19 protein-coding genes are annotated in these 23,428 nt (G+C 60.0%); 12 read left to right on the top strand and 7 right to left on the bottom strand.

Annotated features, from left to right (window positions below):
* The first annotated feature begins 45 nt into the window (after nucleotides 1–45).
* The 8 genes from BFL40_RS12290 to BFL40_RS12325 all read left to right on the top strand — a co-directional run bounded on the left by BFL40_RS12290 (nucleotide 46) and on the right by BFL40_RS12325 (nucleotide 10,042).
* Entirely contained in the window at nucleotides 46–927 is an 882-nt protein-coding gene (locus BFL40_RS12290) for a HalD/BesD family halogenase (protein WP_071484244.1), read from the top strand.
* 58 nt (nucleotides 928–985) lie between these two features.
* Entirely contained in the window at nucleotides 986–2,209 is a 1,224-nt protein-coding gene (locus BFL40_RS12295) for a M24 family metallopeptidase (protein ID WP_071484245.1), read from the top strand.
* A 408-nt stretch (nucleotides 2,210–2,617) separates the two neighbouring features.
* Nucleotides 2,618–4,252 carry an ABC transporter substrate-binding protein gene (locus tag BFL40_RS12300; protein ID WP_071484246.1) on the top strand — a complete coding sequence of 545 codons (1,635 nt, stop codon included), beginning with the start codon at nucleotides 2,618–2,620 and terminating at the stop codon, nucleotides 4,250–4,252.
* A 74-nt stretch (nucleotides 4,253–4,326) separates the two neighbouring features.
* Nucleotides 4,327–5,280, top strand: a complete 954-nt coding sequence (locus BFL40_RS12305) for an ABC transporter permease (RefSeq protein ID WP_071484247.1) — start codon at nucleotides 4,327–4,329, stop codon at nucleotides 5,278–5,280.
* The gene (locus BFL40_RS12310; protein WP_071484248.1) at nucleotides 5,277–6,113 is read left to right on the top strand and encodes an ABC transporter permease; all 837 of its coding nucleotides are present in this window, start codon (nucleotides 5,277–5,279) and stop codon (nucleotides 6,111–6,113) included. Before BFL40_RS12305 ends, BFL40_RS12310 begins: the two co-directional genes overlap by 4 nt.
* 20 nt (nucleotides 6,114–6,133) lie before the next feature.
* Nucleotides 6,134–7,774 carry a dipeptide ABC transporter ATP-binding protein gene (locus BFL40_RS12315; protein ID WP_071484260.1) on the top strand — a complete coding sequence of 547 codons (1,641 nt, stop codon included), beginning with the start codon at nucleotides 6,134–6,136 and terminating at the stop codon, nucleotides 7,772–7,774.
* 84 nt (nucleotides 7,775–7,858) lie between these two features.
* Nucleotides 7,859–9,028 (top strand): hypothetical protein, encoded by a 1,170-nt coding sequence (locus tag BFL40_RS12320; protein ID WP_071484249.1) that lies wholly within the window; start codon nucleotides 7,859–7,861, stop codon nucleotides 9,026–9,028.
* Nucleotides 9,029–9,166: 138 nt separating this feature from the next.
* Nucleotides 9,167–10,042, top strand: a complete 876-nt coding sequence (locus tag BFL40_RS12325; protein WP_071484250.1) for a LysR substrate-binding domain-containing protein — start codon at nucleotides 9,167–9,169, stop codon at nucleotides 10,040–10,042.
* On the opposite strand, the gene BFL40_RS12330 is transcribed toward BFL40_RS12325, so the two are convergent.
* The 5 genes from BFL40_RS12330 to BFL40_RS12350 all read right to left on the bottom strand — a co-directional run bounded on the left by BFL40_RS12330 (nucleotide 9,989) and on the right by BFL40_RS12350 (nucleotide 15,035).
* The gene (locus BFL40_RS12330) at nucleotides 9,989–11,365 is read right to left on the bottom strand and encodes an MFS transporter (protein ID WP_071484261.1); all 1,377 of its coding nucleotides are present in this window, start codon (nucleotides 11,363–11,365) and stop codon (nucleotides 9,989–9,991) included. The two genes, BFL40_RS12325 and BFL40_RS12330, sit on opposite strands and share 54 nt — an antisense overlap.
* A 98-nt stretch (nucleotides 11,366–11,463) precedes the next feature.
* Complete coding sequence (locus tag BFL40_RS12335) at nucleotides 11,464–12,897, bottom strand: NAD-dependent succinate-semialdehyde dehydrogenase (protein WP_071484251.1); 1,434 nt, start codon at nucleotides 12,895–12,897, stop codon at nucleotides 11,464–11,466.
* Entirely contained in the window at nucleotides 12,894–13,928 is a 1,035-nt protein-coding gene (locus BFL40_RS12340) for an aldo/keto reductase (protein ID WP_071484252.1), read from the bottom strand. Before BFL40_RS12340 ends, BFL40_RS12335 begins: the two co-directional genes overlap by 4 nt.
* A gap of 10 nt (nucleotides 13,929–13,938) precedes the next feature.
* Complete coding sequence (fae, locus tag BFL40_RS12345; RefSeq protein WP_016974617.1) at nucleotides 13,939–14,451, bottom strand: formaldehyde-activating enzyme; 513 nt, start codon at nucleotides 14,449–14,451, stop codon at nucleotides 13,939–13,941.
* A gap of 116 nt (nucleotides 14,452–14,567) precedes the next feature.
* On the bottom strand, nucleotides 14,568–15,035 hold the full coding sequence (locus BFL40_RS12350; protein WP_071484253.1) for a GNAT family N-acetyltransferase: 468 nt from the start codon (nucleotides 15,033–15,035) through the stop codon (nucleotides 14,568–14,570).
* 271 nt (nucleotides 15,036–15,306) lie between these two features.
* Here BFL40_RS12350 and BFL40_RS12355 point away from each other — a divergent pair, with 271 nt between their 5' ends.
* On the top strand, nucleotides 15,307–16,557 hold the full coding sequence (locus BFL40_RS12355; protein WP_071484254.1) for a ribonucleotide-diphosphate reductase subunit beta: 1,251 nt from the start codon (nucleotides 15,307–15,309) through the stop codon (nucleotides 16,555–16,557).
* 87 nt (nucleotides 16,558–16,644) lie between these two features.
* Nucleotides 16,645–17,133 (top strand): DUF1289 domain-containing protein, encoded by a 489-nt coding sequence (locus BFL40_RS12360; protein WP_071484255.1) that lies wholly within the window; start codon nucleotides 16,645–16,647, stop codon nucleotides 17,131–17,133.
* Nucleotides 17,134–17,195: 62 nt separating this feature from the next.
* Here BFL40_RS12360 and mdeB read toward each other — a convergent pair whose 3' ends face one another.
* A complete protein-coding gene (mdeB, locus tag BFL40_RS12365) occupies nucleotides 17,196–19,874 on the bottom strand; it encodes an alpha-ketoglutarate dehydrogenase (protein WP_071484256.1) in 2,679 nt (892 codons plus the stop codon).
* Between the two features lie 192 nt (nucleotides 19,875–20,066).
* On the opposite strand from mdeB, the gene BFL40_RS12370 reads away from it, so the two are divergent.
* Together BFL40_RS12370 and pcsA are read left to right on the top strand one after the other, a co-directional pair.
* Nucleotides 20,067–20,993 carry a class I SAM-dependent methyltransferase gene (locus BFL40_RS12370; RefSeq protein WP_071484257.1) on the top strand — a complete coding sequence of 309 codons (927 nt, stop codon included), beginning with the start codon at nucleotides 20,067–20,069 and terminating at the stop codon, nucleotides 20,991–20,993.
* 150 nt (nucleotides 20,994–21,143) lie between these two features.
* Entirely contained in the window at nucleotides 21,144–21,860 is a 717-nt protein-coding gene (gene pcsA, locus BFL40_RS12375; protein WP_071484258.1) for a phosphatidylcholine synthase, read from the top strand.
* A 782-nt stretch (nucleotides 21,861–22,642) separates the two neighbouring features.
* On the opposite strand, the gene BFL40_RS12380 is transcribed toward pcsA, so the two are convergent.
* Nucleotides 22,643–23,428, bottom strand: a 786-nt coding sequence (locus tag BFL40_RS12380) for an integrase core domain-containing protein (RefSeq protein ID WP_071484259.1), incomplete at its 5' end; no start/stop codon positions are given.

Below are 23,428 nucleotides of genomic sequence, written 5' to 3' on the forward strand. Positions count from 1 at the left end.
AACTCAACAGAACAACCTGTTCATTTATCACTTCAGGAGCCCTGTATGAGTCTTAAACTTGCCGACGCCGAAACCGGTGATATCAGCGACATCATTAATACAGACCTTTATCCCATACATGATTCGGGCCATGTTCAATTACGGGCACTGATCGAACATGCACGCGCCGAGCTGGCCGAGGATGGCTGCTGCCTGCTGAAGAACTTTCTGCGCCCTGAAGCGCTGGAACAGGCCCGCCTTGAAGGCTTGGCGTTATCGGGCAAGACGTTTTATTCGGTGCGCAAGGTCAACGCTTACTTCACCGAAGACGATACCAGCCTGCCCCAGGATGACCCGCGCCGCACATTCATGGAGCGTACCAGCGGCTTCGTGACCCGCGACATGATCGCCCCCGACGCGATCATCCACCGCCTGTATGTGTCGCCGATGATGAAACGCTTTATCGGCGCCTGCCTCGATGAACCGGAGATTTTCGAATACGCCGACCCCTTCGCCGGGCTGGTGATCAACGTGATGCCCGAGGGCACCGAACAGCCTTGGCACTTCGACACCAACGAATTCATCGTCAGCATGATGACCCAGAAGCCCGAAGCCGGCGGCCTGTTCGAATACGCGCCGATGATTCGCTCACGCACCCAGGAAAACCTCGGCGCCGTAGGCAAAGTGGTACGCGGTGAAGACCACTCGCGGGTGCAGGAGCTGGAACTCAACCCTGGTGACCTGCAGATCTTCAAGGGCCGTTTCTCGGTACACCGCGTGACCCGCGTGGAAGGCGCCACTGAGCGCAATACGGCGATCTTTGCCTACTCGGAAAAGCCCGGAATCATCGGCCGTGCGCAACGCACCAAGCAGCTTTACGGACGCCTGTCCGAAGCGCATCTGCAAGCCGAACGCAACCTGGTGCGCAGCGACCAATTGCTCGACTGACACCGCCCACACATACCTAGAAAAACACCGACCGTATTTGCCCTGCGAGGAACACCCCATGAGTCTGTCCGGCCCGAACCGCAACCCCGCCGACTGCGAACCAACCTACGACGAGATCCAGCAAATCCAGCTGGACCGCCTGCAACGCGTACGCAACGAACTGAAAAAACGCGACTACGCCGCCTGCGTGCTGTTCGACCCCACCCACATGCGCTACGCCACTGGCTCACGCAACATGCAGGTGTACTCGGCGCGTAACCCGGCGCGCTATGCCTTTATCCCGGCGGAAGGCCCGGTGGTGATCTTCGAATTCGGCGGTTGCCTGCACTTGGCCGAAACCCTGAATACCGTGGACGAAGTACGCCCGGCCAAGGCGATCTCCTATTATTTTTGCGAGAGCTTTTTAGGCAATGTTACCGCCGACTGGGCCGCCGAAATCGACGAGTTGGTGCGCAAGTGCGGCGGTGGTAAACGCATCGCCATCGAGAGCGCCACCTCGGCAGCCGCGTTCGAGCTGCAAAAGCTCGGTTACCAGGTGTTCGACGCCCAGGAACCGCTGGAGCGTGCGCGCTGCATCAAGGTGCCCAACGAGCTGAAAATGATCCGCGCCAGCCTGCGTGCCACCGAGGCCGGGGTGCGCCTGATGGAAAGCAAACTCACCCCCGGCATCACCGAGAACCAGCTGTGGTCGCACCTGCACCAGCATGTGATCGCCACCGACGGCGACTACGTCGAAACCCGTCTGCTGTCCTCCGGGCCGCGCACCAACCCGTGGTTCCAGGAATGCAGCACCCGACCGATTGAAGCCGGTGATCTGGTGGCCCTCGACACCGACGTGGTCGGGCGTTTCGGCTACTACGCGGACTTCTCTCGCACGTTTTTGTGTGGCGATCAGGCCGCCACCGCCAAGCAGCAAGAACTGTACAAACTCGCCTACGAGCAGGTGCAAACCAACGTCGAAATGCTCAAGGCCGGGCGCAGCTTCAAGGAATACGCCGAGATGGCCTGGAAGATTCCCGACCATTACAAGAACAACCGCTATTTCGCCCTGGTACACGGCGTTGGCATGACCGGTGAATACCCTTATGTGGTGCACCGCGAAGACATCGATGCGCTGGGCTATGACGGTGTGTTCGAGGCGGGCATGACCATCTGCGTGGAAAGCTACATTGGCCACGACGACGGCGGCGAAGGCGTGAAGCTCGAAGAACAAATCTACATCCACGAACACGGCATCGAGTTGCTCTCCGACTACCCGTTCGACCCGCGCCTGTTGCGGTAATACCTCACATGATCGTTCCCACGCTCTGCGTGGGAAGGCCGCACCGGACGCTCTGCGTCCTGGCTTTGCAAGGATGACGCAGAGCGTCAACGGATGCATTCCCACGCAGAGCGTGGGAACGATCAATCAAGGGGCGTAGGCAAGGCGGACCAGTAACATGCATTTATAGAAGGTTACGTCGCAGTATTTGTCGTTTGTCGATCTTTGCGCAAATGACAAAACTGCGGGCATCTCTAATAAAAACAACATGAGAGCTGCCCTATGTCCTATCCCATTGCCCGCCTCCTGACTTCGTTTTGCCTTGTTCTTCTGCCGGTTTCACAGCGGTCTCGGCTGCGCGCGCATCGCGCTTGCCACTGACCCTTGCGGTTCAACAAAAACGCATATTCGCAAGTACCGGAGAGGCTTATGAAAGACTTGACGACCCTGGACGGCGCCCTGGCGCATCCAGCCGTAAATGATCTGTGTGCCCAAGTGCAGAGCGGCGAGATCAACCGCCGCCAATTCCTGCGCACCGCCGCCCTGCTGGGCATCACCGTGGCCAGCGCCTCAAGCTTTATCGGCTCGGCCTTACTGGGTAACGATGCCCTGGCCGCCGACGCCGCTCCCGCCCGCCAAGGTGGCAGCCTGCGGTTCGCGTGCGCCATCCAGGAAATCCAGGACCCGATGCTGATCACCTGGATCGAAGCCTCGAACCTGTTGCGCAACTCGCTGGAATACCTGACCTGGGTCGACGCCGACAACATCACTCACCCTTACCTCGCCGAGAGCTGGAGCCCGTCCGAAGACCTCACCACCTGGACCTTCAACCTGCGCCAGGACGTGAAGTGGAGCAACGGCGATACCTTCAACGTCGACGATGTGCAACACAACATTGAGCGCTGGATTGCCGCCGACTCCAAGTCGGTCAACCGCACCGCGTTCCAGGACATCAAAGCCTTCGAAAAACTCAGCGACTACCAGTTCCGCCTGCAACTCAAGCGGCCGATGCTGGCGATCCCGGAGATGCTCAACGCGTTCACCTGCGCCATTGTGCACCGCAGCTTTAAAGCCGGTGATGACTGGGCCAAAAACCCGCTGGGCACCGGGCCGTTCAAGCTGGTGTCGTTTGCGGTGAACAAGCAGGCGACCTTCGCCAAGCGCGCTGATTACTGGCGCAAACCGGCGAATCTCGACGAGTTGCGTTACGTCGACATGGGCACCGATATCTCCACCCACCTCGCCGCGCTGCAAGCCGGCCAGGTGGATGTGTTGTATCGCGTAACGGTGGCCGAGCTGGACCTGGCCAAACGCCTGCCCGGCGCACAGTTGCTGACCTGCAAATCCGCACAGACCGTGGTGATGCGCATGGCCTGCGACCAAAAGCCCTTCGACGACCTGCGCATCCGCAAGGCTGTGGTGCTGTGTGCCGACAACGCCCAAATGCTCAAGATCGCGTATCGCGGCATGGGCACCCTGGGCGAAGACCACCATGTGGCACCCTCCCACCCCGAATATTTCCCGCTGCCCAAGCGCAACCGTGACGTGGCCGCCGCGAAGAAACTGCTGGCCGACGCCGGGCACCCAAATGGCATCGACATCGACCTGATCGTCGGCAATACCCAGGGCCGCTATGAACAGGACTGCGCGCAGATCCTGCAACAGAACTGCCTGGAAGCCGGTATCCGAATCAACCTCAAGGTCATCCCGGCCACCCAGTACTGGCCGATTTGGGACAAGGCCGCCTTCAGCCTGACTTACTGGGCCCATCGCCCATTGGGTGTGATGTCGTTGGAGTTGGCCTACCGCAGCGGCGGTGCCTGGAATGAAAGCCACTACAGCGACCCGGCGTTCGACGCCGCGCTGGATACCGCGATGGGCATCATCGATCCCAAGCAACGCGCCGTGGCCATGGAAAAAGTCGAACGCATCCTGCAAGACGCTTGCGTGATGGTGCAGCCGTTCTGGGGCGATAAATTCACCGCTGCCAGCAAAAAGGTGCAGGGCTTTCGCGTGCACCCGTCCGACTTCTACCCGATGGATGAGGTGTGGTTGAGCGCGTGATTCAACGCGCCGCCGCCCGCCGCGCAGGCTTGCGCCCGCGCGGCGAATCCCTTGATTAGCCGGAGCGTGCAAGCATGGCTGAATTTCTATTACGCAAATTGCTGATGCTGGTGGCAACTCTGCTGTCGGTGTCGCTGATCGTGTTCCTGGCCCTGGAACTGAATATTGAGGACGTCGCGATCAACGTCCTCGGCCCCTACTCCGCCGCCGACCAGCGCGCCGCATGGCTGGTGGAACACGGCTACAACCAGCCATTTGTGTGGCGCTACCTGGTGTGGCTGAAAGATTTTGTGACTGGCGACTGGGGCACCTCGGTGTATTTCCGTGAGCCAGTGCTCAAGCTGTTGCTGCCTAACCTCTGGCAAACCCTGACCCTGGCCGGGCTGGCCTTGTTGGTGATGGTGCCGGTGGCGCTGACCCTGGGCATTCTCGCCGGGGTCCGCCAAGGCTCGCCGATCGACCGGCTGGTGTCGTTCCTGTCGATCGTCACCACCTCGATTCCGGACTTCGCCAGCGCGGTGTTTGTCTCGGCAATCTTTGTGTTCTGGCTCAACTGGCTGCCAGGTGTGAGCAGCATGAGCGATGGTTTCAGCGCCGTGGAACTGGTGCTGCCGCTGATGGTGCTGTGCCTGTTCGGCATCGGCTACCTGGCGCGGATTACCCGCGCCTCGATGGTCGAGGTGATGCAGGCACCGTATATCCGCACCGCGCGGCTCAAGGGCGCGTCGACCACGCGCATCGTGCTGCGGCATGCGCTGCGCAATGTGCTGATCGCGCCGGTCACGGTGATCATGTTGTACATCCCCTGGCTGCTGTCGAACGTGATCGTGGTCGAGGTGTTTTTCGCCTACAAGGGCTTCGGCTCAATGCTCTACACCGCGTCCCTCAACCATGACGTCTACCTGATCGAAGCCTGCGCAATGATCAGCGGCGTGGTGGTGGGCACCAGCAAGATCTTCTCGGACCTAGCCTACACCTGGCTCAACCCGCGCATCACCCTGCGCAGTCTCGGCGGAGGCAGCCAATGAACTTCCTGAAAACCTTCAAACATCCCCTGGCCCTGCTCGGCCTGTTGCTGGTGGGCGGCTGGGTGCTGATCGCACTCGGTGCGCCATGGCTGGCACCCCATGATCCGCTGGAAAGCTTTACCCCACTGCTCACGCCAATGACCGCTGGTGATGACGGCGCAAGCTTCCTGCTGGGCACCGACATGATCGGCCGCGACATTCTTTCGCGGCTGATCTGGGGTACGCGCACGGTGCTGTTCTGGTCGATCCTCGCCACCCTCACCGCGTTTGCGGTAGGCATTGCCATGGGCCTATGCGCCGGTTACTTCAACGGTTGGGTCGATGCAGTGCTGTCTTATGTGGCCGACACCGTGCTGTCGTTTCCGGTGCTGGTGTTGTACATCGTGATCATCATCGCCCTCGGCGCGTCGGCGCTGAACATCCTGATTGCGGTGACGTTCACCAGTGCACCGGCGATTTTCCGCATCATGCGTGCGCTGACCATTGATATCCGCTCGCGCGACTATGTGCTCAGCGCCATCACCCAAGGCGAAGGCTCGCTGCGCATCATGCTGGTGGAAATCCTGCCCAACTGCGGCGGCCCGTTGATCGTCGACTTCTGCCTGCGCATTGGCTACACCGCGATCATGATCGGCGCCCTGGGTTTTCTCGGCCTGGGACTGCCACCGCCCACCCCGGACTGGGGCGGCATGATCAACGACGGCCGCGCCATGGCCATTACCTTTCCGCACCTGGTGATCTTCCCGTGCATCGCCATCTCCACCCTGATGCTTGGCCTGAGCTTGCTCGCCGACGGGCTGGATGAACACGCGCAGCAAGGCGCAAGGAGTTGAGCATGAGCATGAGCATGAGCATGAGCAGCCATCAAACGGTATTGCGGGTGGACAACCTGTCCATCGAACTGCCCAAGGGCGCGGACCGCAGCCACGCCGTACAAGGCATCAGCCTGGAAGTGCGCAAGGGTGAAATCCTCTGTGTGATCGGCGAGTCCGGCTCAGGTAAATCGGTGCTGTCGGCGGCGATCATGGGCGATTACGCCAAGGGTCTGCAGCATGCCGGCGGGGTCATCGACTTCCTCGGCGACGATATCTGCACCCTGAGTGACGCGCGGTTGCGCGCACTGCGCGGTAACCGGATCGCGATGATTTTCCAGGAGCCGATGGCGGCGCTGAACCCGGCGATTCGGATTGGCAAGCAAGTCGAAGAAATCTTCGATATCCACGCGCCAAAGATGCCCGCCGCCGAGCGTCGCGAACGCATGCTCGCGCTGCTGGAATCCACCCAGTTGCCAGACCCGCCGCGCATCGCCAACAGCTTTCCTCATCAACTGTCCGGCGGCCAATGCCAGCGCGTGGTGATCGCGATGGCATTGGCGATGAACCCGGACCTGTTGATCGCCGATGAACCCACCACGGCCCTCGACGTGACCACCCAGGCCCAGGTGTTGAAGCTGGTGCGCGACCTGCGCGGGCGTGGTCAGCACGGCATTCTGTTTATCACCCACGACTTCGGTGTGGTGGCGCAGATTGCCGACCGTATCGCCGTGATGGAAGGCGGACGCCTGGTGGAAATCGGCGAGCGCGACCAGGTGCTGAATGCCCCGGCCCACGCCTACACCCGCAAGCTGATCGCGGCGGTGCCGGCGCTGCATCCGGAACTACACGCGCCGTGTGCCGATGGCGAGTTGGCGTTGCGCATCGAAAACCTGACCAAGACCTACAACGTCGGCGGCAGCTCGGTCGCGGCGCTGCGCAATGTGTCATTGAACCTGCCACAGGGTAAGACGCTGGCGATTGTGGGCGAGTCCGGCTCGGGCAAAAGCACCTTGGTCAAAGCCGCGATCCGTCTGGTGGACAGCGACAGCGGCCATGTGTGGGTCGGCGATACCGACTTCCTGGCCTTGCGCGGCTCGGCCCTGGCGGCCAATCGGCGGCGTATCCAAATGATCTTCCAGGACCCTTACGGCTCCCTGAACCCACGGCACCGCGTCGGCGACATCATCGCCCGCGCCGCGCAATTACGTGGGTTGTCCGCCAAGGACGCCTGGGCCGAAGCCGGTGACCTGCTCGAACAAGTGGGCCTCAAGCGCGACGCGTTGCAGCGCAAACCCCGGCAGTTCTCCGGCGGTCAGCGCCAGCGCATCGGCATCGCCCGCGCACTGGCGATGCGCCCGGAAGTGTTGATCGCCGATGAAAGCGTTTCGGCGCTGGATGTGTCGGTGCAAAAACAAGTGCTGGAGCTGCTGGCCGACCTTCAGAAAAAGCTGAACCTGAGCATCCTGTTTATCACCCACGACCTGCGCGTGGCGGCGCAGATCAGCGACCACATCGCGGTGATGCGCCAGGGTGAAGTCGTCGAATACGGCACCGCCGAACAGGTGTTGCTGCGGCCGCAAAACGCCTACACCCAGGCGTTGCTGGCGGCAGCGCCGGGCGCATCGGAACTGCCCACAGGCGGGCCACCGCTACGGCTGATCCGTCCCGCCGCGCACTGAGTTTGACCCTTTTCCCTGCGTCGCAGCGTTCGCTGCGGCAATGGGCTGCTGTTGCCAAAAAAAACCAATAACGAGAGCGAAATCATGCGACCAACCCTACGTTACCTCGCCCTGGCCCCCGTGCTCGGTGCCCTTGCGGCACCGGCCATGGCCATCCAGGTCACCGACAACCTCGACCTCGGCGGTGCCGTCCGCGCGCGTTGGGACTATGACCCGGACCGCGACATCCAGAAGTTCGGCCTCGACACCGCGTTCCTCAGCGCCAAGTACAACTCCGACACCTGGATCGGTGAGGCGCAATACCGCTTCTACGGGCGTTCGTACCCCTACCAGTACACCAAGAACTACGGGGATATCCAGTTCGCCAAATTTGCCTGGGTTGGCTACAAGTTCAACCCCGAGCAGCAGGTGCAAGTGGGTCTGAACACCGTGCCGTTCGGCTTGCAGCCGTATTTCGGCAGCACCTTCTACGAAACCCTGGGTAACGTGATCGGTCTGGAAGACGTGCAACAGGTCGGCGCCAAATACATCCAGCAAAGTGGCGACTGGAATATCCAGGCCGGTTACTACGTGCGTCCGGCGTGGCAAGGCAAGGGCACGAGCAATGGCGTGACCTACTCCAGCGTGGTCTCCAAAGCCGACAGCTACGTGGCCGATGGCAGCAATAACCAAGAACGCAACACCGTAGTGGTGCGCGTGGCCAAGGCCATGGACCTGGGTAATTGGAAGTCCGAAGTCGGCCTCTCCGGCCTCACCTCGACCCTGGAAAACAAAGACACCGGCAACGACGGCCGCCGCAACGCCGTGGCCATCCACTACCTGGGCAAAAACGGCCCGTGGGGCATTCAATTGCAGGCGGCGCGCCAGCAAATGTCACCGCGCAATGAAGGCACCGATGGTGTGGTGACGCTGGGCGGGTATGACGGCACCTTCAACGTCGCCAGTCGCGGCAACTTGTACGTGGCGGATTTGAGTTATGACGTGGGTGGCAAGTACCTGTTCGATCAGATCAGTGGGGTGAAGCTGTATGCCAACTACAGCGCGTTCGACAAGTCTGAAAATGAGTTCAAGACCTCGCAGCGGGTGATCCTGGGGACCTCGTTTTCGTTCAGCAAGTTGTGGATCGCGACGGAGTGGTTGATCGGCAAGAACGACCCGTATATTGGGGGCAGCAGCTATACCCAAAGCCTGGGGGCTGGGGGTAGTAATCAGTGGGAGAATCAGCTGTACATGAACATTGGTTATTACTTCTAATAGGCGTCATCACTGACGCCATCGCAGGCAAGCCAGCTCCCACATTTTGACCGCGCCGCCAACCAAATGTGGGAGCTGGCTTGCCTGCGATGAGGCCGCCAGAAACAACATAAAAACAATAAGTGTGGAATCCTTTTCATGCGCCAACTGCCCTCCCTCAACATGCTCCGCGTCTTCGAAGAAGTCGCCCGCCATCGCAGCTTCAGCCAGGCCGCCGTGGGCCTCAATGTGACCCAAGGCGCGGTCAGCCGCCAAATCAAACAGCTGGAAGACTACCTCGGCGTCGCCCTCTTCATCCGCACGCCCCAAGGCCTGTCCCTGACCGAAGCCGGTTTCGCCCTCTCCCCGCACCTGAGCGACGCCTTCGACCATATCGAGCGCGCCCTGCAAGCTGTGCGCGTACCCAACCTGCGCCAGCGCCTGCGTATCGTCGCGCCACCCACCTGGGCCACCCGTTGGTTATCCGCACACCTGCGGCGTTTTTGCGAGCGTTACCCGGATATCAACCTCAGCGTTACCCACCAGAGCAGCCACGACAGCCTGGCGGAAATCGACTGTCAGATTCGCTTTGGCCTTGAGCCCGCCGCGCAGTGCAGCAGCGAATTGCTGGTGATGGAACGCCACATTGCCGTGGCCAGCCCGGAGCTGTTCAGCGATGGCCAACCACCCGACCTGCGTCGCCTTCCATTGCTGCACATCCTGCACGACGGCAAGCGTTTGAAGGTCTGGGAGAACTGGCTGGCGGCCATGGGCCGAGAGGACATCGATGCGGACCGGGGGCTGGAATTCAGCACCCTGGACCAGGTGATTCACACCGCCCTGGCAGGCGGTGGATTAGCCGTGATCGACCGGCAGATGATCGAACGCGAGCTGGCCAATGGCAGCCTGCTGCCGATCACTCCCGTGGAAGTGATCGGCCCCTATGGCTATTGGCTGGATGTGGCGACGGAAAAGCAGGGCCTATCCAAGGTTCGGTTGTTTACGCAGTGGCTGGGCCAGGTCAGCAATCCCTGACACCGGTGGCGCCTCGGCCTTGCACGCCTGGCTCAAGGTCAACGCCTTGGTTTCCGGCGCCCAGGCCCAGGAGATGATCGCGCCAAACACCAGGATCGCCGCCAGAATGCCCATGGTCGGGCTCAAGCCAATCCCGGCCACACTCACCGGCAGCAGAAAGGTACTGATCGCCGAACCCAAGCGGCTCACCGCCGTCGCCAGGCCGATACCGCTGGCGCGCACTTCGGTGGGGAAGCTTTCCGCCGGGAATACGCCCACCAGATTGCTGACCGCCGACAGCACCAGGGTGAACACGCCGAACGTCAACACCATCAGCCATGCCAGGCTGCCCGGCAACACCGCCAGCAGGAACAACGCCGCCGCAAGGATGATGAAGGAGTTGATCAAAAAGCCTCGCCGCGAGAACTTCACCGTGCACCAGATGCCCATCAGCGCACCGACAATCAGCAGCAGGTTCAGCAGCAGCTCAGTGCCGAAACCTTGGGACAGGCCCATCTTCTGCAGGATCGACGGCAGGAAGGTGTAGATCGCGAAATACGGCATCACGATGCACACAAAGAACAGGCAGTTGAACGCGGTGCGCTTACGGTATTCACGGCTGAACAACACGCCGTAGCCGGAACGTTTTTTTATGGACGGTTCCTCATCCAGCACCACATGTTCACCCAGGTGCTTTTTGACGATGGCGCGGGCCTCAGCGATGCGACCACGGTTGACCAGCCAGCGCGGGGATTCCGGGGTGCCAATACGCGCGAGCAGGATCAATCCGGCCGGGATTGCGGAGGACGCCAGCATCCAGCGCCAGGCATCATCACCCAGGCTGAGCATGGCAGTGCCGACAAAGGTCGCCGCGACATAACCGAAGGTCCAGATCACGCTGAACGAACCGAGCAGCACGCCACGGTGTTTCTTCGGCGAGAACTCAGCGAGCATCGCATGGCCAACACTGAAATCCCCACCCAGGCCGATGCCAATGAGGATGCGGCACAGCAACAGGCCCATGGCTGTCTCGGCATAGAACTGCATCACCGACGCCACGGTAATCAGCACAAAGCTGACCAGGAAGATTTTCTGTCGCCCGAGGGTGTCGGAGATCCAGCCGAAAAACAGGCTGCCCAAAAACAGACCGATCAGGGCCGAAGCGCCGATCAAGCCTTGCCAGAACGCATCAAGTTGCATCTGCGGGCTAAGCAGGGTGAAGGCGATACCGATCAGGCCGAGGATATAGCCGTCGGTAAAATGCGCGCCGAAGGTCAGGCCGGCGATTTTCAGGTGAAAGCGGCCGATCGGCAGGTCGTCGATATTAACGGGTTGAGCGGTCATGGTGTTCTCCATATTGTTTTTCTTGACGGAGTAACAGCGGGCAAGCTGCATTCCCTGCAGGAGCTGGCTTACCAGCGCCTACAGGGGGCGGTGGTGTTTTACAGACCACCCATCAGCAGGTACTTGATCTCCAGATAGTCATCCAGGCCGTACTTGGAGCCTTCACGGCCCAGGCCTGATTCCTTGATACCGCCAAACGGCGCGACTTCGGTGGAGATAATTCCTTCGTTGATGCCGACCATGCCGGCTTCCAGGCCTTCGGCCATACGCCATACGCGGCCGATATCGCGGCTGTAGAAGTACGCCGACAAACCGAACGGCGTGTCATTGGCGCGTTGCAATACCTCTGCCTCATCACTGAAGCGGAAACACGCCGCCACCGGGCCGAAGGTTTCTTCTTGCGCAATCAACATGTCGCCGTGGGCTTCGGTGAGGATGGTCGGTTCAAAGAACGTCCCGCCCAAGGCATGACGACGGCCGCCGCAGAGCAACTTGGCGCCCTTCTCCAAGGCATCACCCACATGCGCTTCGACCTTGGCCAACGCCGCTGCGTTGATCAACGGGCCCTGTTCGGTTTCGCCGTCCAGGGCGCTGCCGACGCGCATCGCGCTGACCGCTTCGGCCAGCTTGCGGGTGAAGGCGTCGTACACACCGTCCTGGATGAAGAAGCGGTTGACGCACACGCAGGTTTGCCCGGTGTTGCGGAACTTGGACGCCATCGCGCCCTTGACGGCGGCGTCCAGATCGGCATCGTCGAACACGATAAACGGCGCGTTGCCGCCCAGTTCCAGGGAGACTTTTTTCAGGGTGTCTGCCGCCTGGCGCATCAGCAATTTGCCGGTGCGCGTGGAGCCGGTGAACGACAGCTTGCGCACCACGCTGGAGGCTTGCAGGGCACCGCCGATGGCCACGGCATCGCCGGAGACAATGTTGAACACACCGGCCGGGATACCCGCCTGCTCGGCCAGTACTGCCAGGGCAAACGCCGACAACGGCGTCTCTTCCGACGGTTTGAGGATCATGGTGCAACCTGCCGCCAACGCCGGACCGACCTTGCGGGTGACCATGGCCAGGGGGAAGTTCCACGGGGTGATCGCGGCGACCACGCCGATGGCTTCCTTCACGACAATGATCCGCGCATCCGCCTTGTGGCTCGGAATCACGTCGCCGTAGGCGCGCTTGGCTTCTTCACCGAACCATTCCAGAAAGCTCGCGGCGTAGACCACTTCGCCCATGGCTTCGGCCAGGGGCTTGCCTTGTTCCAGGCTGAGCAGTTGCGCCAGGTCCTTTTGGTTGCTGAGCATCAACTCGCTCCAGCGCTTGAGGCGCTGGCTGCGCTCCTTGGCCGTGAGCTTGCGCCAGGCCGGCAAGGCGCGGTTGGCGGCGTCGATGGCCAGGTCTGTTTCTTCGGCGGCGGCACGTTGGACATCAACGATCAGCGCGCCATTGGCCGGGTTGACCACCGGGTAAGTCGGGCCACCGCTGGACCATTGGCCATCGATGTAATTACCAGTGCGAATCAGCGGGTTCATGCCACGGCCTCAATCAGGTTGAAACGGTCCTGGCCCGGACGGGCCTCACGCAGGATGCGCTTGCCGGCGGTGTAGTCGTTGATCACATCGCACGGGGTGTAATTGCGTTCCAGCTCGTGCAGCTCTTCGGCATCCAATTGGGTGTCCAAGGCTGCCAAGGCGCTGTCGAACTGCGCGGTGGTGTCGGCGCCCACCAGCATCACGTCGACGCCAGGGTGATTGGCGACCCAAGCCTGAGCGATCTGCGCATTCGATACACCACGGGCACGCGCCACGCGTTGTACCGAATGGGCGATATCGAACGACGCCTGGTCGCTGTACATCTGCTGGGTAAAGAAGTCGGTTTGGTTACGGGTCGACTGCACTTCGCCGGTGAGCAAACCACGCGCCAGCGGGCTGAACACCGAGACGCCCAAGCCCTGGTTGCGGCAGAACGGGATCATCTCGCGCTCTTCTTCACGGTAGGCGCAGTTCAGTTGCAGCTGCATATTGATCGGCTTGACCCAGCCATTACGCTCGCAAGCCATGAGGATTTTCGCCAGTTGGCCGGTGAGCATGGTCGACACGCCGATGTAGCGCGCCTTGCCGGAACGTACGATGTCGTTCATGGCGCTCATGGTTTCTTCGACAGGGGTGTTCACATCAAAGTAATGCAGCATGAACACGTCGACGTAATCCATGCCGAGGCGGCTGAGGGAGGCGTCGATGCTGTCCATGATGTGCTTGCGCGAGTGGCCGCTGGCATTGATGCCGCTGCGGGTGCCGTAGCCGACCTTGGTGGTAACCACGATGTCTTCACGCCGCGCCACGCGCTTGAGGATGCGCCCTACCACTTCTTCGCCGACACCCGCCGAATAGAAGTCGGCCAGGTCGATGAAGTTGACGCCGTTGTCCAGGGCGTGGGCGACGATCGGCTCGCTTTGTTTTTCGTCGAAGATCCACGGTTTCCAGTCCGGGGTGCCCATGTTCATGGTGCCCAGGCACAGACGCGATACTTGCAGGCCGGAGTTGCCCAAACGAATGTATTGCATGGGAATCTCCTCAGGCCTTTGGCGTGTAGAAAGGGTTGCTGATGTGGTTGACCACATCGGCCAACTGCGCGGTGTACGGCGTGCCGGTCAGGGCGGCGCGGATCGCGGTTCGGCAAGCGTTGTAGTTGTTCAGGTAAACCGCGTCGAGGTCATCGCAGCCCGGGTTGACCCAGTTCGCGGTGACGATGGCCCACTCGTCCTCGGCTTCCGGCGGCAAGGTGCCATCCAGCAAGGCTTCGAGGACCGCCTTGGCGATCCCGGCCTGGGACGCGCCCCAGGTGGCATTGCCGTGCAGGTCGCTGCTGATTTCAGCTTTGTTGACGTAGAGGGTCATGGGTTTGACCGGGATGTTCGGCTGGGCGATCACCATGAATGGGCAATGGCCCTGGCTTGGGGATGCGAGACTATTGGCAAAGGCCTGGCCGGCCGGGCCATTACGTGGGCCGATGAGGATGTTGATATGGGCAGCATTGACGCCTGGGCCTTCGAAGCCTTCGCCGATGTACAGATCAAGTGCTTTCATTTTCGCAAACGCTCGTTGTTGTTATGGGGAGCTTGTCTGCGAATTTTTAGCACTGGACTTCGAAGCGGCCGTAACCATTAAAAGTCATGGGGCTGTGAGTTTTTCTCATGGCCCCGTTACAGGTCGAGTTCCATCTTAATGATCTCGATGGAAACCGGGCTGTTGCCACGGCTGAACGTACCCTCGCCGACCTTGCGAAAGCCGAAAGCGGCATAGAATTTTTCGGCGGTGAGGGTCGCTTCCAGGTAAGCCTTGGCGTGGCCGGCGGTTTTGATGCGCTGTAACGCTTCGTTCAGCAAACGCGCACCAATGCCCTGCCCGGCTGCATCACCGCGGATAAATAGTTTGCTGACTTCATGTCCATCGATTTCGATGAAACCTTGCAACCTATCGGTGTGCGCCAGCCACAGATTACCGGCAGTGATGGCCTCACGGTAAGTCTCGGGCGAACGGCCGTCGAGCCACATGGCAATCTGTTCGGGGCTGTAGTCGTCATTACAGAGGTTTTCGACGGAATTTTTATGCACTTCAAAGATGCTTTCAGCGTCTTTGAGCGTGGCTGGACGGATCAGTATTTTTTTCATTCCCTTGAGTTTCCATGTGCAATCAATGAACTCAAGCTTTATAGCCGACTGGGCGTCTGGCAGCGACCCAAGACCGCACATCGTGTGCGTTGACCTACTGTGCCACACACCATATAGTGTGCCCACAAACAAAACAGACCACTACATAGTGTGCAGTATCGGTTTTTTCCGACCACACTATCCGCAGTATTTCAATGCCTAGTAGCCTGCAAACCGCATATTTTTGGACGGGCTCACATGCCGTCAGAACAGACCAGGAAGGAGTATTTCAATGTTGAGTTGGGATGAAGTCGACAACGAAGACACCGGTGCAGCGGTGATCAAAGGCGCCAACGCCGGCCACGCCACCGAAGCCAACATGGACCGCCTCGACGGTGCCGGTGCTGCCGCCGCACTGGAAGCGCGTCACGTGACCGCCAACGACTCCGCCGCGATTATCCGCGCCAAGGCCGCTCTCGATAGCCTGGATGTCGCCGAAGGCCTCGCCGAACTCGAAGGCGCCTCCGCCCGTGTCGCCGTTGACGAAAAGCGCATGATCAACTGCCGCGCCGACCTCAACCAACTCGTGCCCTTCAAGTACGACTGGGCCTGGCAAAAGTACCTCGACGGCTGCGCCAACCACTGGATGCCGCAAGAGGTCAACATGACCGCCGACATCGCCCTGTGGAAAAACCCCGAAGGCCTGACCGACGACGAACGCCGCATCGTCATGCGCAACCTCGGCTTCTTCTCCACCGCCGACTCCCTGGTGGCCAACAACCTGGTCCTGGCCGTGTACCGCCTGATCACCAACCCGGAGTGCCGCCAGTACATCCTGCGCCAGGCCTTCGAAGAAGCGATCCACACCCACGCTTACCAATACTGCATCGAATCGCTGGCCATGGATGAAGGCGAGATCTTCAACATGTACCACGAGATTCCATCGGTCGCCAAAAAGGCCGCCTGGGGCCTCAAGTACACCCGCTCGATCTCCGATCCGAAGTTCGAAACCGGCACCGTCGACACCGACAAAGAACTGCTGCGCAACCTCGTCGCTTACTACTGCGTCCTGGAAGGCATCTTCTTCTACTGCGGCTTCACCCAGATCCTGTCCATGGGCCGTCGCAACAAAATGACCGGCGTGGCCGAACAGTTCCAGTACATCCTGCGCGACGAGTCGATGCACCTGAACTTCGGTATCGATGTGATCAACCAGATCAAAATCGAAAACCCGCACTTGTGGGATGCCGAGATGAAGGAAGAAGCGACCCAGATGATTTTGCAGGGGACGCAGCTGGAGATTGAATACGCTCGCGATACCATGCCGCGTGGGGTGTTGGGGATGAATGCGGCGATGATGGAGGATTATCTGAAGTTCATCGCTAACCGTCGCCTGTCGCAGATTGGTTTGAAAGAAGAGTATCCGGGGACAACGAATCCGTTTCCTTGGATGAGCGAGATTATGGACTTGAAGAAAGAGAAGAACTTCTTCGAAACCCGTGTGATCGAGTACCAAACTGGCGGCGCGCTGAGCTGGGACTAATCAACGACACAGATCCAAAAATGTGGGAGCACGCCTGCTCCCACATGGGGTCTGCGGTGTTCTCTAGATTTTGCAAGCAAGCCATTTATGCCCAACCAAACCATCAAGACGCCCTGCGTCGGTCTGTGCTCCACCGTTTACGGGGACCTGGTCTGCCGGGGCTGCAAGCGTTATCACCATGAAGTGATCCAGTGGAACGGCTACAACGCCGAGGAAAAACAGGCGGTGTGGTTGCGTCTGGAACAATTGCTGGTACAGGTGATGACCAGCAAGTTGGAGGTGTTTGATGCGCACCTGCTGCGCCTGCAACTTGAAAATCGCAAGATTCGTTTTATGCCGCACCAGTCGCCGTATTGCTGGGCGTACCAGTTGATTGCCCGGGGCGCGAGGGTGATCTCCAAGCTGGATGCGTATGGGCTGGCGTTGTTGCCGGAGTTTCGTGAGCGCAGCCTTGCGGATCTGCGGGATGCGATCGACCGAGAGTTCTTTCTATTGTCCGAGGCACATTACGAGCGGTATATCGCGCCGGGGTTTCTGCGCGAGACGTTTGGAGCTGCATTGATAGCTACTCTCTGAAGATCACCACAAAACCCATGTGGGAGCGGGCTTGCTCGCTCCCACATGTGGATTTGTGGCAGTCAGGAAGTCCAGGACGGATCGCGCTCGGCCTGCAAGCCATAACGCTCAATCGCCTGCTGACACACCTCCCGCCCCAGACTCCCCTGCTCCACCAATGCCGTCAGCGCAGCCAGCACAAGGTGATGGCGATCCACCTCAAAGAAATCACGCAACGCCGCCCGGGTATCGCTGCGGCCAAACCCATCAGTGCCCAGCACGGTGTAGCTGGAATCCAGATACGAACCAATCATCTGCGGAACTGCCCGTACATAGTCGGATACTGCAATCACTGGCGAACCTTGGGGCAGGCATGAATTCACATGACTCACCCGTGCAGCCTCCTGCGGGTGCAGCCGATTCCAGCGCTCCACCTCCCGAGCATCCCGCGCCAGCTCGCTGAAACTGGTGACGCTGAACACTTCGCTCGCGACCTGCCAATCCTCTGCCAGCAATTGCGCCGCAGCCTGGGCTTCACGCACCAACGTCCCGGAACCGAGCAAACGCACCTTGGCGTCGCATGCCCCTTGCAGGCGATACATACCCTTGATGATCGCCGCTTCAACGCCTTGCAGCAGGGTCGGCTGTGGGTAATTTTCGTTCATCAGGGTGACGTAGTAGAACTCATCGACATCCTGTTCGAGCATTTGGCGCATGCCGTGGTCGAGGATCACCGCGAATTCCCCGGCAAACGCTGGATCGTAAGCCCGGCAATTGGGCACGGTGGCAGCGGTCAGGTGGCTGCTGCCGTCCTGGTGCTGCAAACCTTCGCCGCCCAACGTCGTGCGGCCAGCGGTGGCCCCCAACAAGAAGCCACGGGCGCGTTGGTCGGCGGCGGCCCAGATCAAGTCGCCGACACGCTGAAAGCCGAACATCGAGTAATAGATGTAGAACGGCAGCATGCGCAGGCCATGTACCGAATAGCTGGTAGCCGCCGCGACCCAGGAGCTGATGGCGCTGGCTTCGCTGATGCCCTCCTCCAGAATCTGCCCGTCGGTGGCTTCGCGGTAGCTGAGGATCGAGCCGATGTCTTCCGGCTCATAACGCTGACCGACGCTGGAATAGATGCCAATCTGCTTGAACAGGTTGGCCATGCCGAAGGTACGCGCCTCATCCGCCACGATGGGCACGATACGCGGGCCAAGGCCCTTGTCCTTGAGCAGGTTGGTGAGCATGCGCACAAAGGCCATGGTGGTGGACATTTCCTTGCCTTCGGCTGCCGTGGCGAAACCCGCGTAACCCGCTACCGGCGGCACGCTGACCGATGCTGCAACCTGACTGCGACCGGGCACATAACCGCCCAGCGCGTTACGCCGTTGATGCAGGTAGCGCAATTCAAGGCTGTCATCCGCCGGTTTGAAGAAGCTCAACGACTCGGTCTGCTCATCCGTCAGCGGCAACTGGAAGCGATTGCGGAAGGCGATCAGTGCCTCGCGATCGAGTTTCTTCTGCTGGTGGGTGGTCATCTTGCCCTGCCCGGCCTCGCCCATGCCGAAGCCCTTTTTGGTCTGGGCCAGGATCACCGTGGGCCTGCCTTTGACCCGCTGCGCTGCATGGTAGGCGGCGTGAATCTTGACCATGTCGTGGCCACCGCGCTTGAGGCGGTCGATCTGTTCATCGCTCATGCCATCAACCAACTTGGCCAGGGCTTCGCTCTGGCCGAAAAAGTGCTCGCGGTTATAGGCGCCGTCCTTGGCGGCGAAAGTCTGGAATTGCCCGTCGACGGTGTTCGATAGCGTGTTGACCAACGAGCCATCGGCGTCCTTGGCCAGCAAGGCATCCCAGTCCGAACCCCACACCAGCTTGATCACGTTCCAGCCGGCACCGGCGAACAACGCTTCCAGTTCATCGATGATTCGCCCATTGCCGCGCACCGGGCCGTCGAGGCGTTGCAGGTTGCAGTTGACTACCCAGGTCAGGTTGTCCAGGCCTTCGCGAGCAGCCAGGGTCAGGGCCGACATGCTTTCCGGTTCGTCCATTTCGCCATCGCCGAATACGCCCCAGACGTGGCGGTCGGTGGTGTCCTGCAAGCCCCGATGCTGCAGATAGCGCATAAAGCGCGCCTGGAAAATCGAGCTGATGGGACCAATGCCCATGGAACCGGTGGGGAACTGCCAGAAGTCCGGCATCAACCAAGGATGGGGGTAACTGGAAAGCCCGCGCGCGCCTACCTTGGGCCCACCGATTTCCTGGCGATAATGAGCCAGGTCTTGCTCAGTGAGGCGCCCTTCAAGAAAGGCACGGGCGTAGATACCGGGAGCGGAATGCGGTTGGTAAAACACCAGGTCGCCGCCAAAGCCTGCATTACGTGCCCGGAAAAAGTGGTTGAAGCCCACCTCGAATAAATCCGCCGCACTGGCGTAACTGGCGATATGTCCACCCAGTTCGCCATACGCCTGGTTGGCGCGCACCACCATGGCCAAGGCGTTCCAGCGCACCAGCGAGGCCAGGCGCTCCTCGGTGGCGAGGTCGCCGGGAAAGGCCGGCTGCTGCTCGACGCTGATGCTATTGATGTAGGCCGTGCCGTGACGCGGTTTCCAGTCGATGTGCGGGGCGCTGCCTTCACGGGCCAACAGGTCGAGAATCTGCCGCGCCCGCGCAGGCCCGGCGTTGGCCACCAGCGAGGCCAGGGCGTCGCGCCATTCGTCCAGCTCTGCCTGATCCAAGGCTGTGTGATTCACTGCACTCGCGAAACCGTTCATGGGCACCTCCGGGCTTTTTTTCCAGTTTATGTCGCTGCCAAAGGATTTTTTGCCTGTTATCAGGTGTACGTTTCAGCATTTTGAGCATGAATCACTGCCAATCCGTATTTCTCCAGCACGTTGTGCTCAAGCCCCCCCGAAAGCTCACAACTGTGTTTAAAATGCCGCCCGCTCAATGACCGACGCTAAACGATGAACCCAGACGCACTCGCTACCCTGCACGCTCACTTGCTCACCGCGCTGGCCAGCCCTCCGGCTGAAACCCGCCGCCTGTTCCACGGCCGTGGCCGCTGCTGGCCGGGCCTGGAGCAATTGACGGTGGACTGGTTGCAAGGCGTGGTACTGGTTTCGTTGTTCAAGGAACCCGAGGCCGCGCAACTGGAAGCCTTGAAGCAACTGCTGCTACAGATCGAATGGGCTGGGTTCGGCGCGCATACGCTCGCCCTGCAACACCGCTACCTGCCGCAAAGCACCACCGAATGGCTGGTGGGTGAGGCCATCGACGAGCTGACCATTACCGAAGGCGGTCTGCGCTACCTGATCGACCTGGGTAAGAAACAGAATAGCGGGCTGTTCCTCGACATGCGCTACGGCCGCAACTGGGTAGGCGAACAGGCCAAGGGCCTGCGGGTGCTGAACCTGTTTGCCTACACCTGCGGTTTCTCTGTGGCGGCCATCGAGGGCGGCGCCGAGCATGTGGTGAACCTGGACATGGCGCGCGGCGCCCTGAGCCGTGGCCGCGACAACCATCGCCTGAATGGTCATGACCTGAGCAAAGTCACTTTTCTGGGCCACGACCTGTTCAAGTCCTGGGCCAAAGTCACCAACAGCGGCCCCTATGACTTGGTCATCATCGACCCGCCGTCCTTCCAGAAAGGCAGTTTCCTGCTGACCAAGGACTACCAGCGTGTACTGCGTCGCCTGCCGGACTTGCTCACGCCGCAGGGCAGCGTATTGGCGTGCATGAACGACCCGGCGTTCGGCGAAGGCTTCCTGATCGACGGCGTAACCCGCGAGGCACCGGGCCTGCGCTTTGTCGAGCGATTGGAAAACCCACCGGAATTTCCCGATATCGACCCACAGAGTGGGTTAAAGGCACTGGTGTTCCGTCAGGGCTGATGCCGAAACGTCCTACGCTTGCTACGCTAAGTGATACACCGGGGTGGTGAACCTTATGACCCCCTTCCCGGTCGATACCTGCATTCCCCCGGCCAGACTCGACGGCGTTACGTTGTCGGCTGCCCTGTTTCACCTTTTGGAGAGCCGCCCGTGATATCGACCCTGCATGTAGCCAGACTCAAAGCCTGGGGCGCCCACGGCTTTACCGCCACCGGTGTGGTGCTGGCCTTCCTGGCCACCCTGGCCCTGCTGGAAAACTCGCCCAAGGCTTGCCTGCTCTGGCTGGGCCTGGCGTTGGTGGTCGATGGCGTCGATGGCTCCCTGGCGCGCCGGGTCAATGTGAGCACGGTGCTGCCGAGCTTTGACGGTTCGGTGCTGGATCTGGTGATTGATTACCTGACCTATGTGTTTATTCCCGCGCTGTTTATCTACCGCTATATCGGCCTGCCGGACTTTACCCACCTGTTTACGGTGTCGGTGATCCTGGTGTCGTCGTTGTTCTGCTTCTGCAATGTGAACATGAAGAGCAAGGACAACTACTTTGTCGGTTTTCCTGCTGCCTGGAACGTAGTGGCGTTGTGTGTGTACATCATTCAGCCGCACGCCTGGGTGACATTGGGAACGGTGATTGGGTTGGCGCTGCTGACGGTTACGCCGATGAAGTTTTTGCATCCGTTTCGGGTGAAGCGGTTTATGCCGCTGAATATCGCGGTGACGACGATCTGGTTGTTGTGCAGCTTTTTGATGGTGGTGGATTATCCGAATACTAATCCTTGGACGTTTGGGTTGTGGTCGGTGATGTCGGCTTACTTTCTTGGGATTTGCGTTTGGCGGACGGGGTTGGAGTGGTTGGAGGCGCGTCGCTGATTGGGGGTATATCCGTTTTTTGGGTTGTGATTGATATGGGTTCCGCCCTTACGGCGGGTCACTTTGCAAAAGCGGCAAAGTAACCAAAACGCTCTTGCCCCACCACTCGGCACCTCGCTGTGGCTCGGTGTGCCCGCACTCCGGCACGGCTCCGCGGGTCGCCGCGATGGGCCATCCCTGGCCCAGCGCGGCTAAACCGGCATCCTTGCCGGTTTCCCCGCTCCACCGTGCCTACTTGCGGCCAGCGTGGTTTAACGGGGCGCCTAAGATCAAAGTCAAAAGCAACAGCACGGCGGCCTGAAAGCCGACCTGAGTGGTGTAGATCAAAAGCGGTCTAATAATGTGGGAGCTGGCTTGCCTGCGATGGCATCAACTCGGTGTGCCTGATACACCGAGGTGTCTGCATCGCAGGCAAGCCAGCTCCCACATTTTTGCTCTCCATACATCAGGGAGACTGCAATCCGCCCTGCTTCTGATCTGGCTTTTGCTCCACACCACTCAGGTCGGCTTTCAGGCCGCCGTGCTCTGCTTTTGATCTGCTTGTGATCTTGATCTCAGGCGCCCCATTAACCACGCTGGCCGCACGCAGGCTTGAATCCGTGGGTAACCCGGCAGGACGCCGGGTTAGCCGCGCTGGGCCAAGGATGGCCCATCGCGGCGGCCCACGGATTCAAGCCTGCGGGCGGGCACACCGAGCCTAGGCGAGGTGCCGAGTGGTGGGGCAAGTGAAGGGATCAACCACATAGGTAACAAAAGAGTTCAGTCACATGGGTAACACCAGGTCACTTACTTCTGATCACTTTGAGCGTTACGTAATCTTCCTTTACATCCTTTTCATCGATGCGGCCCAAGACAATCGGGCCAAAAACAATGTCCCAAACACCTTCGCTTATGCTCTCTAAACCTACTATTTCATGCTTGAGCACATTACCCACATAAATTCTGAGCCGCCCTCGGTAAACCACCCCATTGGAGTCCACCCGGTAGGCTTCCACATGAGTCGGATATCTCATTTTCGGTAGCTGTTCCGGATACATTCGCTGGGAGTTTGTGTAACAAGAACCAGGTGTTTTCTGCCCGAGGGCCTCATGCACCCGTTCATGATTGTAATGCTGTATGAAAAGATCAAAGTGTCTCTGTTGAGCTCCCCAATCGACCTCTGGTGGTCTTGGTAGCGTGCTTTTCAGCGTTCGGTGCATGCGCTCATGCCGCCCGTTTTGCTCTGGTCTGCCTGGCTGAATCCGTTCGTGGATGATGCCTAAGCGCGCCCACCAGATCGATAACTGGGATAACCCTGCGCGCCCGCTACTGGCAAAGGGAACACCATTATCTGTGCGGATCCGTTCAGGCATCCCATACGTTTTGAATAGGCGTTCGAAGGCTGCCTTGGCCTCCTGAAAGGTCGTGCTGGGCATGCTTTCACATGCCAATAAAAAGCGACTCGCGTGATCCATTACGGTCAAGGGGTAACACCAGGCACCATCCCCCGTCAGGTACTGACCTTTGTAATCGGCACTCCAGAGCTGATTGGGGTTATCGGCTTTCTGAAGAGGTTTGGGATAGACCGC

It is taken from the genome of Pseudomonas costantinii (assembly GCF_001870435.1).
Lineage (GTDB): Bacteria > Pseudomonadota > Gammaproteobacteria > Pseudomonadales > Pseudomonadaceae > Aquipseudomonas > Aquipseudomonas costantinii.

Coding starts and splice junctions, on each gene's coding strand:
- BFL40_RS12290 (WP_071484244.1), top strand. CDS start 46: ATGAGTCTTAAACTTGCCGACGCCGAAACCGGTGATATCAGCGACATC.
- BFL40_RS12295 (WP_071484245.1), top strand. CDS start 986: ATGAGTCTGTCCGGCCCGAACCGCAACCCCGCCGACTGCGAACCAACC.
- BFL40_RS12300 (WP_071484246.1), top strand. CDS start 2,618: ATGAAAGACTTGACGACCCTGGACGGCGCCCTGGCGCATCCAGCCGTA.
- BFL40_RS12305 (WP_071484247.1), top strand. CDS start 4,327: ATGGCTGAATTTCTATTACGCAAATTGCTGATGCTGGTGGCAACTCTG.
- BFL40_RS12310 (WP_071484248.1), top strand. CDS start 5,277: ATGAACTTCCTGAAAACCTTCAAACATCCCCTGGCCCTGCTCGGCCTG.
- BFL40_RS12315 (WP_071484260.1), top strand. CDS start 6,134: ATGAGCAGCCATCAAACGGTATTGCGGGTGGACAACCTGTCCATCGAA.
- BFL40_RS12320 (WP_071484249.1), top strand. CDS start 7,859: ATGCGACCAACCCTACGTTACCTCGCCCTGGCCCCCGTGCTCGGTGCC.
- BFL40_RS12325 (WP_071484250.1), top strand. CDS start 9,167: ATGCGCCAACTGCCCTCCCTCAACATGCTCCGCGTCTTCGAAGAAGTC.
- BFL40_RS12330 (WP_071484261.1), bottom strand. CDS start 11,365: ATGACCGCTCAACCCGTTAATATCGACGACCTGCCGATCGGCCGCTTT.
- BFL40_RS12335 (WP_071484251.1), bottom strand. CDS start 12,897: ATGAACCCGCTGATTCGCACTGGTAATTACATCGATGGCCAATGGTCC.
- BFL40_RS12340 (WP_071484252.1), bottom strand. CDS start 13,928: ATGCAATACATTCGTTTGGGCAACTCCGGCCTGCAAGTATCGCGTCTG.
- fae (WP_016974617.1), bottom strand. CDS start 14,451: ATGAAAGCACTTGATCTGTACATCGGCGAAGGCTTCGAAGGCCCAGGC.
- BFL40_RS12350 (WP_071484253.1), bottom strand. CDS start 15,035: ATGAAAAAAATACTGATCCGTCCAGCCACGCTCAAAGACGCTGAAAGC.
- BFL40_RS12355 (WP_071484254.1), top strand. CDS start 15,307: ATGTTGAGTTGGGATGAAGTCGACAACGAAGACACCGGTGCAGCGGTG.
- BFL40_RS12360 (WP_071484255.1), top strand. CDS start 16,645: ATGCCCAACCAAACCATCAAGACGCCCTGCGTCGGTCTGTGCTCCACC.
- mdeB (WP_071484256.1), bottom strand. CDS start 19,874: ATGAACGGTTTCGCGAGTGCAGTGAATCACACAGCCTTGGATCAGGCA.
- BFL40_RS12370 (WP_071484257.1), top strand. CDS start 20,067: ATGAACCCAGACGCACTCGCTACCCTGCACGCTCACTTGCTCACCGCG.